The organism is Pseudomonas mediterranea CFBP 5447 (assembly GCF_000774145.1).
Lineage (GTDB): Bacteria > Pseudomonadota > Gammaproteobacteria > Pseudomonadales > Pseudomonadaceae > Aquipseudomonas > Aquipseudomonas mediterranea.
Genome location: NZ_KN322983.1, coordinates 710,306 through 727,539 on the forward strand (window position 1 = coordinate 710,306; position 17,234 = coordinate 727,539).

Genomic DNA, 17,234 nt, shown 5'->3' on the forward strand with positions numbered 1-17,234 from the left:
ACTGTGCTATTTCAGATTAGCCACAGTCTGTGAAATGTCGAATCGGGCTGACAGGATGAAACCTGTGGGAGCAAGGCTTGCCCTGATACCAGTCAAGCCACGAACCTGTGGGAGCAAAGCTTGCTCGCGATTGACGTAAGTCTGCCAGCAACAGTTTTGGCTGGTCTGCCGCTATCGCGAGCAAGCTTTGCTCCCACAGGTTGCTCAGGATTGCGCTAAATTACCGACACCTGAATTGTCGAACCTGCCATCAAGAGCCCCCATGCCGACCCAGCCGCTCTGGAAAACCTACCTCCTGTTCCTCACCCCCATGGTCCTGTCCAATTTCCTGCAGTCCATGTCCGGCACGCTCAACAGCATCTACATTGGCCAGATGCTCGGCACCCAGGCGCTGGCGGCGGTGTCGGGGATGTTTCCGATCCTGTTCTTCTTCATCGCGCTGGTGATCGGCCTGGGCGCGGGGGCCGGGGTGCTGATCGGGCAGGCCTACGGTGCGCGGGAAACCGGCACGGTGAAGGCGATTGCCGGCTCGACGCTGCTGCTGGGGGCAATCATCGGTCTGGTGGCGGCGGTGCTTGGCAGTATTTTTACCCGTCAGGCCCTGCAAGGCTTGGGCACGCCAGCGGATGTGCTGGAGGACGCCGTTGCCTATGCGCGGGTCATGATGTGGATTCTGCCGATATTGCTGGTGTTCGTCCTGTTCACCCAGTTGTTGCGCGGGGTCAGCGATACGCTGACGCCTTTGCTGGCGTTGCTGGTGTCCACCGGGGTCGGGATGTTGCTCACGCCGGCGTTGATTCGTGGTTGGCTGGGACTGCCGCAGATGGGCATCCAGAGCGCGGCACTGGCGGGGCTGCTGGGCACGACGTCGGCCATGGTGTTGCTGGCGTGGCGCTTGAACCGTCGCGAGCACGCCCTGGCGCCGGACCGGGCGTTGTTCGCGGCGATGCGCCTGGACCGGGAGATCCTTGCCAAGGTGCTGCGCATCGGCCTGCCGACGGGGTTGCAGATGGTGGTGATCTCGTTGTCGGAGCTGGTGATCCTGGCGCTGGTCAATCGCCACGGTTCCCAGGCCACGGCCGCCTATGGCGCGGTGACGCAGATCGTCAACTATGTGCAGTTCCCGGCGTTGTCGATTGCCATCAGCGCCTCGATCCTCGGCGCCCAGGCCATTGGTGCCGGACGCCTGGAGCGCCTGGGGCCGATCCTGCGCACCGGGCTGCTGATCAACGTCTACCTGACGGGTGGACTGGTGGTGCTGGGGTACCTGTTGTCCCACTGGCTGTTGGGTTTGTTCATCACCGACCCGGCGGCACGGGTCCAGGCCGAACACCTGCTGCACATCATGCTCTGGAGCTTGCTGGTGTTCGGATTCCAGGCCATCGTCGGTGGCATCATGCGCGCCAGCGGCACGGTGTTGATGCCGGTGGCGATCTCGATTTTCTGCATCGTCGGCGTACAAGTGCCGGCGGCTTACCTGCTCGACGCCCACTTCGGCCTGGAAGGGGTATGGATGGCGTTTCCCGTGGCGTACCTGAGCATGCTGTTGCTGCAGGTGCTGTATTACAAACGGGTCTGGCAGCATCAGTCGATCGAGCGGTTGGTATAAATGCCCCAGACACCATAGCCCCTGTGGGAGCGAGCCTGCGCGAGCCTGCTCGCCGCTCCCACAGGGGTCCAATGTTTTGACTGTGAGAACCCGATGTCCGTAAAGCACTCATCCCCCGCCTACCACGCGTTCCTCTTCGACATGGACGGCACCCTGCTGAACTCCATCGCCGCCGCCGAGCGGATCTGGACCCGCTGGGCGCTGCGCCACGGCGTGGACGTGGCGACATTCCTGCCCACCATCCACGGCGTGCGAGCCGTCGACACCATCGCTCGCCAGCATCTGCCAGGGGTGGATGCCCAGGCTGAGGCCGAGCAGATCACCCGGGAGGAAATCGAAGACGTCGAAGGCGTGGTGCCGGTGCCGGGTGCCGTGGCGTTCTTGAACGACCTGCCACCCGAACGCTGGGCCATCGTCACCTCGGCCCCCATGGCACTGGCCTTGCGTCGGATGGAGGCCGCCGGCATCCCGCGTCCCGCCGTGATGGTCACCGCCGAGGATGTCAGCGACGGCAAGCCCAACCCTGCCTGCTATCGACTGGCTGCCGAGCGGCTGCGGGTGGCGCCGGAGGATTGTCTGGTGTTCGAGGATGCCGAAGCCGGCATCCGGGCCGGCGAGGCGGCGGGGGCGGATGTGATGGTGGTGACGGCGACGCATGTGCATCCGGTGGAGACTGATCATCCGTCGATCGAGGATTACCGTGGACTTGGCGTCACTGTAGACACTAATGGCTTCCTGCGACTGACCCGGATTCCATAGCCGCCACATGATCCCTGTGGGAGCGAGCCTGCTCGCGATAGCGGTGGTTCAGCTTGCATCGATGCTGAATGTACCGCCGTCATCGCGAGCAGGCTCGCTCCCACAAAGGGCAGGGTGTTCCTGAGGATCAGGTCACCACCCGATAGCACGGCACATAGGCCGCGCCGCCCGGCAGTTTCATACGGTGCTGGGCGACGAAGGCCTGGAGCAGACGGTCGAGGGGTTCCATGATGGCGGGATCGCCGTGGATCTCGTAAGGGCCGTGTTCTTCGATCAGGCGGATTCCCTTGTCCTTGACGTTACCGGCCACGATTCCTGAGAACGCACGGCGCAGGTTGGCGGCCAACTCATGGGACGGCAGGTCGAGGCGCAAGCCCAGGCTGGCCATGTTGGCGTGGGTCGGATCGAACGGCCGCTGGAAGCCTTCATCGATCTTCAGCAGCCAGTTGAAGTGGAAGGCGTCGTTGCGCTCGCGGCGGAACTGCTTCACTTCCTTGAGCCCCTGGGTCATCTGCCGTGCCACTTCGGCCGGGTCGTCGATGATGATCTGGTAATGCTTCTGGGCCGCTTCGCCGAGGGTCGCACCGACAAAGGCATGCAGTTGATCGAAGTACGGCGCGGCGCTTTTCGGCCCGGTGAGGACGACCGGGAAGGGCAGGTCCTGGTTGGCCGGGTGCATCAGGATGCCCAGCAGGTACAGGAACTCTTCCGCGGTACCGGCGCCGCCCGGGAAAATGATGATGCCGTGGCCGACCCGCACGAAGGCTTCCAGGCGCTTCTCGATGTCCGGCAGGATTACCAGCTCGTTGACGATCGGGTTCGGCGCCTCGGCGGCGATGATGCCCGGTTCGGTCAGGCCCAGGTAACGACCGCCATGGATACGTTGCTTGGCGTGGGCAATGGTGGCGCCTTTCATCGGGCCTTTCATCACGCCCGGGCCGCAGCCGGTGCAGATGTCCAGGCTGCGCAGGCCCAGTTCGTGGCCGACCTTCTTGGTGTACTTGTATTCTTCGGTATTGATCGAGTGACCGCCCCAGCACACGACGATCTTCGGCTCCACGCCGGGACGCAGGGTGCGGGCGTTGCGCAGCAGGTGGAACACGTAGTCGCTGATGCCCTGGGACGAACTCAGGTCGATGCGCTGGCTGTCCAGTTCGTTCTCGGTATAGACGATGTCGCGCAGGGCGCTGAACAGCATTTCCCGGGTGCTGGCGATCATCTCGCCGTCGACGAAGGCGTCGGCCGGCGCGTTCAACAGTTCCAGGCGCACGCCGCGGTCCTGTTGATGAATGCGGATCTCGAAGTCCTTGTAGGCTTCCAGGATGGTCTTGGCGTTGTCGACATGGGCGCCGGTATTGAGGATGGCCAGGGCGCACTGGCGGAACAGGGTATAGATGCTGCCGGAACCGGCTTCGCTCAGTTGCTGGACTTCGCGCTGGGACAGGGTCTCCAGGCTGCCTTTGGGGCTCACCGAAGCGTTGATTACATGTCTTTGAGTCATTCAGCTTTCCTTGAAAACGATGCCGTGCACACTGAGGCGGCATCTTGAAAAATACGTCCACGCAGAAAGATCGCACGATCCTTGCGGTATCGCCATGGACTTTGATCCGGATCCTTCGGGGCGGGTGCAACACAAAATGAGCCCCAGCATAGCTAAATCGGCCGGGCAGGCGATAATGCTCGACTCTTTTCGTGCCGTACAAGGAAATTGCACCGCGATGTTCGAGATCAAACCCTGGGATGCCGACCTCTACCGACAGCAGACCCGCCGCAGCACGCTGATCATTGCCGTGATGTTCCTGGCCTTGGCGATGCTGTTGTCCAGCCTGGCCGTGATGCTGTTCGGCACGCCTGGGGGCGATAACTTTCGTTTCAACCTGGGCGGGGTGATTGTGGCGGTGCTGGTGATGGCCACGCTGATGCGCTTGTATCTCTGGACGCAACCCTGGATGGCCGCGGCGGTGTACGGCTGGCAGCTCAAGCGCAGCCTGATGCGCATCACCAACGTCATGCATCAGGTAAAGGCCGGTGTGCAGGCCCAGGACCCGGTCGCCATGAAGCTGCTGCGGTTCTACCACGTGGGGCTGGAGCAGATGCATCGGTTGGATGCCAATTCCAGCGACCAGAGGGCGTTGGCGCGAGAAGCCGATGAACATGTGGAAAGGATGCGGGGAATGGGCATGGATACCGAGCAGTCGTACCTGGATCCGGCGTGGATCGAGACATTGAAAAGCACCTATGCGCAGCGCTGATCGGCTAGGAGGCGGTCGCTGCTTCATATAACGTTATAAACATTAAACAATATCGGCTATGGCTGTTTAAAGTGTCCGGGTACGCCATGTTCCTGTTCAATGGGTCGTGTTCTTTTCTGAACTTGAATGTCACTTAATTGAGCGCTTTGGAGTTCGCTGAAAGAAACTCTCAACAAGGCTTCTGCCTCGCTGACACTCAATGTCTCGCTGTCGGCTTCCATCACTCGGCTATCGGGTTGGCCGTTGGCGATAAAGCTGACAATGAACCGCTCCTGATTGCTCATGTTTCACCTCGACTCATCCAGCACCAGGGCGCAGCAAGGCTGCGCCCCAGCGGGTCTCAGGAGTTACGACTTCCGGCCACCGCCGCTCTGGCCGCGTTCGCTGCCTTTGCTGCCGGCGCCAGAGCCTTTTTGACGGTCGTTGGTGTTGTTGCCGCCCGACGCCTGTCCGCCTTTCTTACCGGCTTCAGATGCTTTTTCACGATCGTTTGCGAAGTTGCCTGGGTTTTTGTTTCCGCTGTTAGCCATTTCGAGAATCCTCATACTGGTTTAAGCGAGCAACGTGCCTCGCATTAAATGTGAAAGGTAAGCGGCGGGGGAAGTTTAATAAAAGCGTTGCGCTGGCGACGAATGGTCATAACCGGTAATTAAAGACTTGAGCGCCTAATCCTCGCCGCCACTGACTTTCCAATGTTTGGCATCCGTAGGGAATACCACCTGCTCGACCCGATGGGCGATGCCGAACGCCAGGGAGTTTTCCGCCGGGATGACCCGTTCCTCGTTGCACAGGCATTTGAAGATATCCAACTGCGTGGCGGCCCCGGCGGTTTCCTTGACGTAGATCTCCACGTACCGCGCCACGTCGTTGTCCAGGCTGGACAGGTATTCGCGCAGCCGCGAGTGATCCACCGATTTCTGGCCGAAATACCAGTTCATGGGATGGATCAGGAAGCGCGAATGAGGGGTGGTGGTGCGGTCGCTGGCGGCCAGGTACATGACGATGCCCATCGACTCGATATTGCCGGCGTTCACCGCGCGTACCGGCACCGGGAGGGACTTGATGAAGGTATAGAGGGTGAAACCGAAGTTGGTGCTGCCGCCGACCGTGGAGAGATTGAGCATCAGCGAATCCGCGCCTTTCTCGATCGCTTCCAGGCAGTTGTCGCGGAAGCGTTCGGTGGTTCCCTGATCGATCTGGCAATGGAAATGGACAATGTGTTCGGACATCGAGGACTCCTGTCGATTTCACGCGTGAGGTGTTGCGGGATCGTACAGTTGGGAGTTCACTCGTGGACGGATGTTCCTCTCATTGTAGAGAGAGAATTCTCATGCGTGAGAGAGCTTGTCGTGGCGAGGGAGCTTGCTCCCGCTCGGTTGCGTAGCGACCGCAAAAGCTAGGGGCTGCTGTGCAGCCCAGCGGGAGCAAGCTCCCTCGCCACGGTGGCTTGTATCACCCGTTGCAAAAACATCGCCAGCCCGGCTTCCTCTTCGCTGAGGCCTTTACGGGCCCGGGGCTTGGGCAGCTGCTTCAGCGTGCCGAGCAGGAAACCTTCCAGCACCGCAGGATGAATGTAGCACTTGCGACAGACGGTCGGTGTGTTGCCCAATTGCCGGGCGACTTGCCTGACCATCTCGGCGATGTGTTTTTTCGCCTCCGTCTCGGTTTCCCAGCGCAACGCCCGCAAGCCTGCCAGGGCCGCCGCGCTGCCGGCCCAGGTGCGGTAATCCTTGGCGGTGAACTCGGCGCCGGTCAGGGTCTTGAGGTAGGCATTGATGTCCGAGGAACTGATGGCGTGGCGTTCGCCGTTCTCGTCCAGGTACTGGAACAGATTCTGCCCCGGCATTTCCTGGCAGCGCTTGATGATCCGCGCCAGGCGCCGGTCCTTCACGGTGATCTGGTGTTCGACGCCGCTCTTGCCACGGAACTGGAAGGCGATGGCGCTGCCGTTGACCTCGACGTGCTTGCTGCGCAGGGTGGTCAGGCCGTAGGAGCGATTCTCCCGGGCGTATTGGCTGTTGCCGACGCGGATCAGGGTCACGTCCAGCAAAGTGATGACGGTGGCCATGACTTTGTCGCGACTGAAGCCGGGGGTCGCGAGAATCGCCTCCAGGCGCTTGCGCAAGCGGGGCAGGGTGCGCCCGAATTCCAGCATCCGCGAATACTTGTCGGCATCGCGCACCTCGCGCCAGCGCGCGTGGTAACGGTATTGCTTGCGTCCGCGGGCGTCCCGGCCGGTGGCCTGGAGATGTCCCCGCGGGTCGCTGCAGATCCACACATCGGTATAGGCGGGCGGCACCGCCAGGGCATTGATGCGCTGGATTTCGGCCGCATCGGTGATGCGTTGGCCCTGCGGATCGAAATAACAGAACTTGCCCCGCAACTTCTTGCGGGTGATGCCCGGGCTGGTGTCATCGACATAATGCAGGTCGGCCGGTAATGCTTCCGGTGGCGAGGTGTCGGGCATGGAGAAATCCTTGGGCAGCGAATGCGGTGGCCTATGGATTCATTGACCGCGGCCCGTTGCCGTCGTGCCGAAATTCTGAGAAGACCCGTAACCCCTGTGGGAGCGAGCCTGCTCGCGAATCGTTGGTTCAGTCGCCATCAATGTCGAATGAAAGACCGCTATCGCGAGCAGGCTCGCTCCCACAGGGAAACGCGTGCACTCCGAAAGACAGGGCGGCTGTCAGACCGCGTCACAGGTCAAGCCAGCACCGCCACCGCCTTGATCTGCGCCCACAGCACCTGCCCCGGATGCAACGCCAATTGATCGCGGGAGTAACGGGTAATACGTGCCAGCAGCGGCGTGCCGGCGGCTTCCAGCCGGATCAATACGTGGGCGGCGTTGTCGGCGGCCAGTTCGCCGGTCACCGTGACCGGCAAGCGATTGAGGATGCTGGTCTGGGCATCGTTCCCCAGGCTGAGGCTGACGTCCCGGGCCTGGACCTTGAAGCGCAGCGGCTGCCCGACGGCCAGAGGCGTATGGGCCACCCGCACGTGCAGTGGGCTACCGGGCAGCGTCAGGGTAAGCAACTGATAGGCGGGGTCGTAATCGCTGACCGTGCCCTGGATCACCACGCCCGCGTCGTCCCCCTGGGCCAGCGGCAGGTCGAGCCGCGCCAGGGTTTCGCCAATCGGGCCGCTAGCCAACGCGCGACCACCCTCGAGCAACACAATGTGGTCGGCCAGGCGCGCCACTTCGTCCTGGGAATGACTGACGTACAGCACCGGGATGTCCAACTCGTCGTGGAGCCGTTGCAGGTAGGGCAGGATCTCGTTCTTGCGGCGGGTGTCGAGTGCGGCCAGCGGCTCATCCATCAATAACAGCCGCGGGCTGGTCAGCAGCGCGCGGGCGATACCCACCCGCTGGCGCTCGCCGCCGGACAGGTGGTGGGGCCGGCGCTCGAGCAAGTGGCCGATGCCCAACAGTTCGGTGGCCTGGTCCATGTCCACCCGCCGTTGCCCCGGGGCGATGCGCTTGAGACCGAATGCCAGGTTGGCCCGCACCGACAGATGGCTGAACAGGCTCGCCTCCTGGAACACATACCCCAGCGCTCGTCGATGGGGTGGCACGAACACGCCGCGTTCGCTGTCCTGCCACACCTCGCCATTGATTTGCACCAAGCCCCGCGGCGCGCGCTCCAGGCCTGCGATGCAGCGCAGGCAGGTGGTCTTGCCGGAGCCGGACGGACCGTACAACGCCGTCACACCGCGGCCTGGCAGTTGCACATCCAGGTCCAGGGAAAAACTGCCATGGTCGAGCTGCAAGCGCGCCTGAATCATCGATCAGCTCCAGGCTGTCCGGGTCCTGCGGCTGGAATACAGCGCCAGCAGCACAACGAATGAAAATACCAGCATCGCCGCCGCCAGCCAGTGCGCTTGGGCGTATTCCAGGGCTTCGACGTGGTCGTAGATCTGCACCGACACCACCCGGGTCTTGTCCGGGATATTGCCGCCAATCATCAGCACCACGCCGAACTCACCGACGGTGTGGGCGAAGCCGAGGATGGCGGCGCTGATGAAGCCGGGACGGGCCAAGGGCAGGATGACGCTGAAGAAGGTGTCCCAGGGACCGGCGCGCAGCGTGGCGGCGACCTCCAGGGGACGATTGCCGATGGCCGAGAACGCGTTTTGCAACGGCTGCACCACAAACGGCATGGAGTAGATCACCGAGCCGATCAACAGGCCGGTGAAACTGAAGGTGAGGGTGCCCAGCCCGAGGGCCTGGGTCAGCTGGCCGATCCAGCCATTGGGGCCCAATGCCAGGAGCAGGTAGAAGCCGATCACCGTGGGCGGCAGCACCAGCGGCAGGGCCACCACCGCGCCCACCGGCCCGCGCAACCAGGATCGGGTGCGCGACAGCCACAGGGCGATGGGCGTGCCGATGAGCAGCAGGATCACCGTCGTCAGCGAGGCGAGCTTCAGGGTCAGCCAGATCGCTGAATAATCGGCACTGGTCAGCGGCATTTAGCGTTGGTAGCCGTAGGCTTGGATGATGGCGGCGGCTTTCGGGCCCTTGAGGTAGTCCATCAGGGCCTTGGCGGCGGGATTATCGCGGCCTTTAGCGAGGATCACCGCGTCCTGTTTGATCGGGTCATGCAGCTCGGCCGGGACGATCCATGCCGAACCGCCGGTGAGCTTGCCGTCCTTGTACACCTGGGACAGCGCGACGAAGCCAAGCTCGGCGTTGCCGGTGGAGACGAACTGATAGGCCTGGGTGATGTTCTGGCCTTCGACGATCTTGCCCTTGACCTGTGCAGCCAACCCCAGTTTGTCCAGCACCTGGGTCGCGGCCAGGCCATAGGGCGCGGCCTTGGGGTTGGCGATGGACAGGTGCTGGAAACCGTTGTTCTTGAGCACCTGGCCCTGGTTGTCGACATAGCCGTCCTTGGCCGACCACAGCGCCAGTGTGCCGATGGCGTAGGTGAAGCGTGAGCCCTTGACGGTGTCGCGTTCGTTTTCCAGTTTGGCTGGGGTGGTGTCGTCGGCGGCGAGGAACACTTCGAAGGGCGCGCCATTCTTGATCTGGGTATAGAACTGCCCGGTTGCACCGTAGGCTGCCACCAGTTTGTGCCCGGTGTCTTTTTCGAAATCGGCGGCAATGGCCTGGATCGGTGCGGTGAAATTGGCGGCCACGGCCACCTGCACTTCATCGGCCTGGACGGCGCCGGCGGTCAGGAGGGTGGTCAGCAGCCAGGGTGCGAAGCGGGTGGGGCGCATTGAAAACTCCGTAGGGCTGGGTTCGTTATATACGGAAATATATAGCGAATGCCAGGCAAACGGAAATGGGTTGAATGTGCCGGCCTCATCGCGAGCAGGCTCGCTCCCACAGGGGATTGTTGTGACAGCCAGCCCTGTGTTTGCCCTCGGTCCATGTGGGAGCGAGCCTGCTCGCGATGGCGTTCTGACCGGCGACCAGGTGTTCAGGCACCTGAACCCTTGCCAAGCCGCGCCAGTGCCTCGTCGGCCAGGCGCCGGGTCAGTTCGCCAGCGGGCAATTCCCGACCCATGGGAAACGCCTGGCCCGCCCAGAGGTTGCTGAAGTCGGCTTCATCCTTGGCTCGCAGCGGCATCAAGGCGCCGCCTGCCAGGGGGAATGCCGGTGCCAGCGGGCTCATCGGGCCGACTTCACGCATCACCCGGTTGACGATGCCCCGGGCCGGCCGCCCGGTGAACAGATTGGTCACGGCGGTCTGGCTTTCCCTGGCGGTGCGCAGCGCCCGGTGATGGGACGCGCTGATCTTGGCCTCGGGCGTGAACAGGTACGCGCTGCCCAGTTGCACCGCCGATGCGCCCAGGGCAAACGCCGCGACGATCCCTCGCGCATCGCCGATGCCGCCGGTGGCGATCACCGGCACCTTCACCGCATCCACCACCTGGGGCAGCAAGGCGAACAGGCCCACCTGGGTGTTGAGGTCGTCGCTGAGGAACATCCCGCGATGGCCGCCGGCCTCGTAGCCCATGGCGATGATCGCATCGCAACCGCGTTGTTCCAGCCAGATGGCCTCCTCGACGGTGGTCGCCGAAGAAAGGATCTTCGCCCCGGTGGCCTTTACCCGATCCAACAGGGATTGCTCCGGCAGGCCGAAATGGAAGCTGACCACTTTGGGTCGCATCTCCTCCAGCACCCGACAGGCCGCGTCATCGAATGGCGTGCGGTTGGACACCGGCGTCGGCGCCTCGAAATCGGCGCCCAGCTCCTCATAGTAGGGCTTGAGCCGCTGCTTCCAGGCCTCGGCTCGCTGCTGGTCGAAGGCCGGTGGCTGATGGGAGAAAAAATTCACATTGAACGGCTTGTCGGTCTGTTCGCTGATCGTCGTCAGCGCCTGGCGCAGTTGCTCGACATCCAGCATCGCCGCCGGCATCGAGCCCAGCCCGCCGGCATTGCAGGTGGCGACCACCATGGCGGGCCCGGCCACCCCGGCCAGCGGCCCCTGGATGATGGGCAGCTCGATACCGAGCAGGTCGAGGATGCGGGTGTCTGGCCATTGGCTCATGTGCAAGGTGCTCCAGCAGGGCAAGAAACCCTGTTTGTAGCAGGTGTGACCCCGCTTGGGCCAGTCGAGTTTTTCAATCGAAGGCCGACGCTTGATCCCTCGGGCAAGAGGATTACCATGCGTGCTTCACTTACCCAGGAGCCTTAGCCATGGACGTAAAACTCAAGGCAGTCGAACCCTTCAGCGTGGCGGGTTTGCAAGTCCGCACCCGCAACACCGACGAGCAACAACCCGACACGGCAAGGATCGGCCCGATGTGGGAGCGGTTCTTCACCGAGGGGCTGTTCGACCGGATTCCGGCCAGGCGCTCGGAGTCGTTCGTCTATGGGGTGTATTCCAACTATGAATCGGATGCGACCGGCCACTTCGATGTGACCGCCGGCGTGGAGGTCGACGCGACGAGCCCGGGCTACCCCGCCGTGGATATCGAGGGCGGGGATTACCTGGTCTTCTCGGCCAAGGGACCGATGCCCGACTGTGTGATCCAGACCTGGGGCCTGATCTGGGCGTATTTCGCCGACAACCCGCAGACCCTGCGCCGCTTCGCCACCGATTTCGAGGTCTACAGCGGCCCCGATTCGGTGGCGATCTACATCGGCGTTCAGTCCCCGGACGAGCGCTCCAGCGCCAGCAACTGACGCTTGCGTTCCACACCCCAGCGATAGCCCGAGAGGTTGCCGTCGCTGCGCACCACCCGGTGACAGGGGATCGCCACGGCGAGGCTGTTGGCGCCACAGGCCTGGGCCACCGCGCGCACGGCCTTGGGCAGGCCGATGCGCTGGGCGATCTCGGCGTAGCTGGCGGTACTGCCCGGCGGAATCTCCCGCAGGGCCTGCCAGACCCGCTCCTGAAACGCCGTGCCCTGCAGATCCAGGGGCAGGTTCAGGCCCAGGGCGGGCGCTTCGATGAAACCGACCACCTGGGCGACCAGTTGCTCGAACTCCCGGTCGGCGCCGATCAGGTTGGCGCGGCGGAATTTGTCCTGCAGGTCGCGGACCAGCGCATCGGGATCGTCCCCCAGCAGGATGGCGCACACGCCGCGTTCGCTCTGCGCCACCAGGATCGCCCCCAGGGAACATTGCCCGACGGCGAAGCGGATGTCGGTGTTCTGCCCGGCGGCGCGGTAGTCGGCGGGCTTCATGCCCAGCACCTTATCGGCTGCTTCGTAAAAGCGGCTGTTGGAGTTGAAACCGGCGTCGTACAGCGCTTCGGTGACGGTCCCGGCATCGGCCAGGCGCTCGCGCACTTTGCGCGAGCGGTGGGCGGCGGCGTAGCCCTTGGGGGTCAGGCCGGTGACGGTCTTGAAGATCCGATGGAAGTGGAAGGGGCTCAGGCCCGCGCTTCGGGCCAGCTCATTGAGCCCCGGCAATTCCTCCGCCGCTTCGATCTGCCGGCAGGCCGCCGCGACCCGGGCGGCTTGTTGGGCGGCCACCTGGGTCTGGTCCCTGGCGGCGCGTTTGCTCGGGCGATAGCCGGCGGCCTGGGCCTGTTCCGGCGTGTCGAAGAATTCGACGTTGCGCGGATTGGGCAGGCGCGACAGGCTGCTGGGATGGCAGTAGATGCCGGTGGTTTTCACGCCGTAGACGAATTGCCCGTCGGCGCGTGGGTCCCGGGCGAGCACGGCGGCCCAGCGAGGGTCGAGTTCAGGGGCGAGGGTGTTCGAAGTGGTGTTCATGGTCGTTCTGTCCATTGGCCCGTTTTGGCTACCGTAACCAGCCTGCGGGAGGGCGACACTCCGGGTTTTGCGGTTGAATTCGGCATGGTTATCCGGCGGTGCGGAACGTCAGGTTGATCCGCTGCGCCCCCAGTCGTGGATGCCGGCCGTCCTTGAGCGGCAGCACGCCGTGGTAACGCAGGCGGTCGACGCCGCCCCAGACCACGATGTCGCCATGGAAGAGCGGAACGCGCAAGGTCTTGTCGCTGCGCTCGAATCCGCCGAACTGGAACACCGCCGGCAGGCCCAGGGACATCGAGACGATGGGGGCAGTGAGGCTGCGTTCGTCCTTGTCCTGATGCAACGACATCCGCGCCCCCGGCACGTAGCGGTTGATCAGGCAGGCGTCGGGCTCGAAGTCCTCGAAGTGCGCAGCCCGGGCGGCGGCCTGGGCCAGTTCGCGGAACAGCGCCGGCATGTCCGGCCAGGGGCGTCCGGTCTGTGGGTCATGGGTGGTGTAGCGATAGCCGCTGCGGTCGGTGGTCCAGCCCAGCGCACCGCAGCTGCTCAGCGCCACCGACATGGTAAAGCCGCCGGGGGTGACCATCTGCCGGAACGGCGCGGCCTGCAAGACTGTCTCCAGGGCCGGCAGCAACCGCTCCAGCCAGGGCAGGGCGAAGCCGCGCAGCACGAATGCCTGCTGGCCTATCTGTTCGACCTGGCCGGGTGTCGCCGACGGTTCGTCGGCGAACAGGTCCAGGGTGATCGGGTTGTCGTCATTGCGCATCATGAAAAATGATTCCCAGGGTGTGCCGTTGGCCGCTGTGCACGCGGCTGACGCCATGGCGCATGTTCACCCGATAATAACCGCGAACGCCTCTGACCGGCCGTTGATGCACGGCAAACACCACGGCATCGCCTTGTTTCAGACCGATGACCTGAGGGCGCGACTGCATGCGCGGGCGTTGTTCTGTGAGTACGAACTGGCCGCCGGTAAAGTCTTGCTCCGGTTCCGACAGCAAGATCGCCACTTGCAATGGAAACACCTGTTCGCCGTACAGGTCCTGATGCAGGCAGTTGTAATCCTGGGGACCGTATTGCAGCAGCAACGGCGTCGGGCGCTGTTGCCCGGCGTCATGGCAGTGGCGGATGAAATCGCCGTGCGCGTCGGGGTATCTCACCTCAAGGCCCATGCGTTCGTTCCAGCGGTTCGCCAGGGGCACCAGCAGCGGATACAACGCTTCACGCAGCTGCTGGACGATAGCGGGCAACGGGTAGCGGAAATACTGATATTCGCCGCGTCCGAACCCGTGGCGGGCCATGATCACCCGGGAGCGGAACAGCCCGGGCTGCGCGTACAGGCCGCTGAGCTGTCGGCATTGAGTGGCCGACAGCAGACTGCGGAGTATGCTGCTGCCGTCCTGTTCGAGGCTCTGCTCCAGGGCTGGCCGGTCGATTGCGTTGATGAACTGGGGCAGAGGAGACATGGTGACAATCCTGGGGGAAGAGGATTGGTCAGTTTGGTGGATGTCCTGTTGGCCAACACTCCGAATCTTGCTGTGCGACAGTACCTTGCTCCCTCCCCACAAGAGCAGGGTGGCCTGGCACCCTGTATCTCTTGGGCCACTCAATCGGAGTTACAACGCCTTGCTGACCTTGACCTCGCTGATCACATCGCCGGATGTTCCATGCATCGCCTCCAGCACTGCCCGGGCTTCTTCCTCGGTACCGGTTTCCAGCTGTGCGAAATCGAATCGGCGTTCGTCGTTGAGTTTGTACTTGATGACGTATTTGGTTGTCTGGGACACGGTTTTACCTATGTGAGCAGGGGACTCAGCTCAGTTTCGAGCTGGAGCGCCGGACGATTTTGATCTTGTGGGTCAGGGTCGGCTTGCGCGTGACGCTGATGGCCCGGCGGCTGACGGTGTCAATGGTGATGTTCCAGAAACCGGTACTCGGTGCGGTGATCCGCGCCGGGAACTTATCGAACGCGCCGCCGTGGTACGTGTGGCGTCCGCCATTCTTGAAACTGCGGAAGTTCGCGTCGTTCATCAGGCGAATGTTGCACGTCTGGGAGCATTCGATGACGACAATGTCGTCTTCATTGAGGTGCTCGCGTTGGTGGATGAATTTCATGGGCGCCTCCAGAAGGGCTTTTTTCTACACGCTCGACACGGTAGAGGCTGCAATAATGGGACGCAGTTTATCAGCACCGAGGGTTAAAAGCCGGTCTCCGAACCGGCTTCGCCGATTTAACGCGACGGTGCCAAATAAAAAAAGCGCAGGGCTCCGGAGAAAAACGGCTTCTACGCTGTCGGAGGGTCTTTGTCGGAGGAATCATATGAAGCGTAGTGCGTGGGTGTTGGCATTGGCCTTGAGTGGATGTGCATCGGTATCGGACATCAACCAGACGCCGCCCACCATGAGCGTTATCTCCGGCAAGAAACCCCACGAATATGCCAAGTGCGTCGCCGACAAGCTGGCCGACAGTCGCGGCGCATTGCAGATGGAACCCCACAAGAACGGCGTCCGCTTGATCGTCCCCGGCAAACTCTCGAGCCTGCCGGCAGCGGTGTTCGACATTGACGAACGCTCCAGCGGCAGCAGCATCAAGCTGCATGAAAGCATGTCCAATGTACCGGTGCGTCCGGGTGATGTGCAGGCTGCGGCCAACGCCTGCATTTCCGGCTGAGCAATGTATCAGCTCCGGCCTGACCTTACTTGCACACCACCACGACACTGCGGCTGGTGAAGTTGCCGACATTCACGCCCAGGGTCTTGTCGCTTTCATTGGCCTGGGGCGTTCCGTCGGTGCCGACGATACGGTAGCCGGTGCCGGCGCAGGAGGCATCGGCCTTTTCATAGCAGGCGGCCCAGGAATTGGCTTCGCCTGAACAGTCGATGGTCAGGCCCTGCTCGCCGTTGGCCAGGTAGGTACTTTCCGTCGAGGCACAACCCGCCAGGGCCAGGACCGTAAACAGCGCCAGATAAGTTTTCATGGTGTGGTCGTCGCAAGGGAAGGGATAGCGCGAGGTTATAGCGAATGGTCATTTCGGTACAGATAAACAACAGGCCTGCGCCACTGCCACAAGGCAATTGACCCAGGCCTGTCCGGTCATTTCTTGCGTCGATCGTTGCGTGCTGGAGCTTTTTCGCGCTCCTTGGCGGTGGGCGCAGGGCGCTCATCCTGGAACACCGCAGCCACTTCCACCGCCATGGTCTTGGTGGGCAAGGGACCGGCAACCTGTTCGCCATGGTAATTGACAATCCACCACTGGCCGTCCTTGTCCTGACTGACCGAATAACCGTTTGCGTTTCGTGTTGCCGACATCTAGCTGCCTCGTTGGCGGGATCAAGGGCGCCATGATACGCCAAATGCACGCAAACGGTGCCAGCGGGCTTGCCGTTGGACCGTTGAACCCCCGAAACGAAAGGCGATTGAACTATCCGCCGGTTTATTTCTCTATGATGGCATCGGTTGGCCAGCGCAGGCATTGTAAGGTGCCCGCGGCCTGATTAGACTGCGCCGAAACTCGTCGTACACACCGCCTTTTAAAGGATTCATATGATCAAGAAATGCTTGTTCCCTGCAGCCGGTTACGGTACTCGCTTCCTGCCAGCGACTAAGGCCATGCCCAAAGAAATGCTGCCGGTGGTGAACAAGCCACTGATCCAGTACGGTGTCGAAGAAGCCCTCGATGCGGGCCTGAATGAAATATCCATCGTGACCGGCCGTGGCAAGCGCGCGCTGGAAGACCATTTCGACATCAGCTATGAGCTGGAAAACCAGATCAAGGGCACCGACAAGGAAAAGTACCTGGTCGGTATCCGCAAACTGCTGGATGAATGTTCGTTCTCCTACACCCGCCAGACTGAAATGAAAGGCCTGGGCCACGCGATCCTGACCGGCCGCCCATTGATCGGCGACGAACCCTTCGCCGTGGTGCTGGCGGACGACCTGTGCGTCAACCTGGAAGGCGACGGCGTGCTGACCCAGATGGTCAAGCTCTACAAGCAATTCCGCTGCTCCATCGTGGCGATCCAGGAAGTCGATCCGCAGGAAACCAACAAGTACGGCGTGATCGCCGGCGAAATGATCCGCGACGACATCTATCGCGTGCACAGCATGGTTGAAAAGCCGAAGCCTGAAGACGCTCCGTCGAACCTGGCGATCATCGGTCGCTACATCCTCACGCCGGACATCTTCGACCTGATCGAACAGACCGAACCAGGCAAGGGTGGTGAAATCCAGATCACCGACGCCCTGATGAAACAGGCCCAGAACGGCTGCGTCATGGCCTACAAGTTCAAGGGCAAGCGTTTCGACTGCGGTGGCGCCGAAGGCTATATCGACGCGACCAACTTCTGCTTCGAGAACTTCTACAAGACCGGCAAGGCTTACTGATAGCCCGCCGCGACTGAAAAAACGCCCCGACTGGTTCGGGGCGTTTTTTTTGGGGTAA

At 62.5% G+C, this 17,234-nt stretch carries 22 protein-coding genes; 6 read left to right on the forward strand and 16 right to left on the reverse strand.

The features are described 5' to 3' along the window. The first annotated feature begins 262 nt into the window (after positions 1–262). Positions 263–1,609 carry an MATE family efflux transporter gene (locus N005_RS08795; RefSeq protein WP_047700824.1) on the forward strand — a complete coding sequence of 449 codons (1,347 nt, stop codon included), beginning with the start codon at positions 263–265 and terminating at the stop codon, positions 1,607–1,609. A 93-nt stretch (positions 1,610–1,702) separates the two neighbouring features. Next, complete coding sequence (locus tag N005_RS08800) at positions 1,703–2,368, forward strand: HAD family hydrolase (RefSeq protein ID WP_047700825.1); 666 nt, start codon at positions 1,703–1,705, stop codon at positions 2,366–2,368. Positions 2,369–2,495: 127 nt separating this feature from the next. Here N005_RS08800 and ppnN read toward each other — a convergent pair whose 3' ends face one another. After that, positions 2,496–3,869 carry a nucleotide 5'-monophosphate nucleosidase PpnN gene (gene ppnN / locus N005_RS08805; RefSeq protein ID WP_047700826.1) on the reverse strand — a complete coding sequence of 458 codons (1,374 nt, stop codon included), beginning with the start codon at positions 3,867–3,869 and terminating at the stop codon, positions 2,496–2,498. 217 nt (positions 3,870–4,086) lie between these two features. On the opposite strand from ppnN, the gene N005_RS08810 reads away from it, so the two are divergent. Further along, positions 4,087–4,620 (forward strand): DUF3087 family protein, encoded by a 534-nt coding sequence (locus N005_RS08810; protein WP_047700827.1) that lies wholly within the window; start codon positions 4,087–4,089, stop codon positions 4,618–4,620. Positions 4,621–4,676: 56 nt separating this feature from the next. Here N005_RS08810 and N005_RS08815 read toward each other — a convergent pair whose 3' ends face one another. From N005_RS08815 to N005_RS08850, 8 genes are all read right to left on the reverse strand, one after another. Beyond that, positions 4,677–4,904 carry a hypothetical protein gene (locus tag N005_RS08815; protein ID WP_047700828.1) on the reverse strand — a complete coding sequence of 76 codons (228 nt, stop codon included), beginning with the start codon at positions 4,902–4,904 and terminating at the stop codon, positions 4,677–4,679. A gap of 63 nt (positions 4,905–4,967) precedes the next feature. Next, positions 4,968–5,150, reverse strand: a complete 183-nt coding sequence (locus N005_RS08820) for a con-10 family general stress protein (protein WP_024777334.1) — start codon at positions 5,148–5,150, stop codon at positions 4,968–4,970. 135 nt (positions 5,151–5,285) lie between these two features. Further along, on the reverse strand, positions 5,286–5,849 hold the full coding sequence (locus tag N005_RS08825) for an ATP-dependent Clp protease proteolytic subunit (RefSeq protein ID WP_041024891.1): 564 nt from the start codon (positions 5,847–5,849) through the stop codon (positions 5,286–5,288). Between the two features lie 167 nt (positions 5,850–6,016). Then, on the reverse strand, positions 6,017–7,087 hold the full coding sequence (locus N005_RS08830) for a DNA topoisomerase IB (protein ID WP_052126366.1): 1,071 nt from the start codon (positions 7,085–7,087) through the stop codon (positions 6,017–6,019). 236 nt (positions 7,088–7,323) lie between these two features. Next, a complete protein-coding gene (gene modC / locus N005_RS08835; RefSeq protein WP_047700829.1) occupies positions 7,324–8,403 on the reverse strand; it encodes a molybdenum ABC transporter ATP-binding protein in 1,080 nt (359 codons plus the stop codon). A 3-nt stretch (positions 8,404–8,406) separates the two neighbouring features. After that, a complete protein-coding gene (modB, locus tag N005_RS08840; protein ID WP_047700830.1) occupies positions 8,407–9,087 on the reverse strand; it encodes a molybdate ABC transporter permease subunit in 681 nt (226 codons plus the stop codon). Beyond that, positions 9,088–9,840: a molybdate ABC transporter substrate-binding protein gene (modA, locus tag N005_RS08845; protein WP_047700831.1), complete on the reverse strand. Its 753-nt coding sequence runs from the start codon at positions 9,838–9,840 to the stop codon at positions 9,088–9,090. 203 nt (positions 9,841–10,043) lie between these two features. After that, on the reverse strand, positions 10,044–11,117 hold the full coding sequence (locus N005_RS08850) for an NAD(P)H-dependent flavin oxidoreductase (RefSeq protein WP_047700832.1): 1,074 nt from the start codon (positions 11,115–11,117) through the stop codon (positions 10,044–10,046). A gap of 149 nt (positions 11,118–11,266) precedes the next feature. Here N005_RS08850 and N005_RS08855 point away from each other — a divergent pair, with 149 nt between their 5' ends. Next, on the forward strand, positions 11,267–11,755 hold the full coding sequence (locus N005_RS08855) for a GyrI-like domain-containing protein (protein ID WP_047700833.1): 489 nt from the start codon (positions 11,267–11,269) through the stop codon (positions 11,753–11,755). Here N005_RS08855 and ada read toward each other — a convergent pair. The 5 genes from ada to N005_RS08875 form a co-directional block, all read right to left on the reverse strand. Continuing rightward, positions 11,719–12,792 (reverse strand): bifunctional DNA-binding transcriptional regulator/O6-methylguanine-DNA methyltransferase Ada, encoded by a 1,074-nt coding sequence (gene ada, locus N005_RS08860; RefSeq protein ID WP_047700834.1) that lies wholly within the window; start codon positions 12,790–12,792, stop codon positions 11,719–11,721. The two genes, N005_RS08855 and ada, sit on opposite strands and share 37 nt — an antisense overlap. Positions 12,793–12,880: 88 nt before the next feature. Continuing rightward, positions 12,881–13,561: a DNA oxidative demethylase AlkB gene (gene alkB / locus N005_RS08865; protein WP_047700835.1), complete on the reverse strand. Its 681-nt coding sequence runs from the start codon at positions 13,559–13,561 to the stop codon at positions 12,881–12,883. Further along, complete coding sequence (locus N005_RS08870; RefSeq protein WP_047700836.1) at positions 13,548–14,258, reverse strand: 2OG-Fe(II) oxygenase; 711 nt, start codon at positions 14,256–14,258, stop codon at positions 13,548–13,550. The genes alkB and N005_RS08870 overlap by 14 nt, the downstream gene beginning before the upstream one ends. Positions 14,259–14,408: 150 nt before the next feature. Beyond that, a complete protein-coding gene (locus tag N005_RS29400) occupies positions 14,409–14,579 on the reverse strand; it encodes a hypothetical protein (RefSeq protein WP_162843600.1) in 171 nt (56 codons plus the stop codon). A 25-nt stretch (positions 14,580–14,604) separates the two neighbouring features. After that, positions 14,605–14,907: a DUF1883 domain-containing protein gene (locus N005_RS08875; protein WP_047700837.1), complete on the reverse strand. Its 303-nt coding sequence runs from the start codon at positions 14,905–14,907 to the stop codon at positions 14,605–14,607. Between the two features lie 205 nt (positions 14,908–15,112). On the opposite strand from N005_RS08875, the gene N005_RS08880 reads away from it, so the two are divergent. After that, on the forward strand, positions 15,113–15,463 hold the full coding sequence (locus N005_RS08880) for a hypothetical protein (protein WP_047700838.1): 351 nt from the start codon (positions 15,113–15,115) through the stop codon (positions 15,461–15,463). Between the two features lie 25 nt (positions 15,464–15,488). On the opposite strand, the gene N005_RS08885 is transcribed toward N005_RS08880, so the two are convergent. Further along, positions 15,489–15,770 carry a putative periplasmic lipoprotein gene (locus N005_RS08885; RefSeq protein WP_047700839.1) on the reverse strand — a complete coding sequence of 94 codons (282 nt, stop codon included), beginning with the start codon at positions 15,768–15,770 and terminating at the stop codon, positions 15,489–15,491. A 116-nt stretch (positions 15,771–15,886) separates the two neighbouring features. After that, complete coding sequence (locus N005_RS08890) at positions 15,887–16,102, reverse strand: hypothetical protein (protein ID WP_047700840.1); 216 nt, start codon at positions 16,100–16,102, stop codon at positions 15,887–15,889. 234 nt (positions 16,103–16,336) lie between these two features. Between N005_RS08890 and galU the strand changes: the two genes are divergently transcribed. Beyond that, a complete protein-coding gene (gene galU / locus N005_RS08895; RefSeq protein ID WP_011061681.1) occupies positions 16,337–17,176 on the forward strand; it encodes a UTP--glucose-1-phosphate uridylyltransferase GalU in 840 nt (279 codons plus the stop codon). The last annotated feature ends 58 nt before the right edge of the window (positions 17,177–17,234 follow it).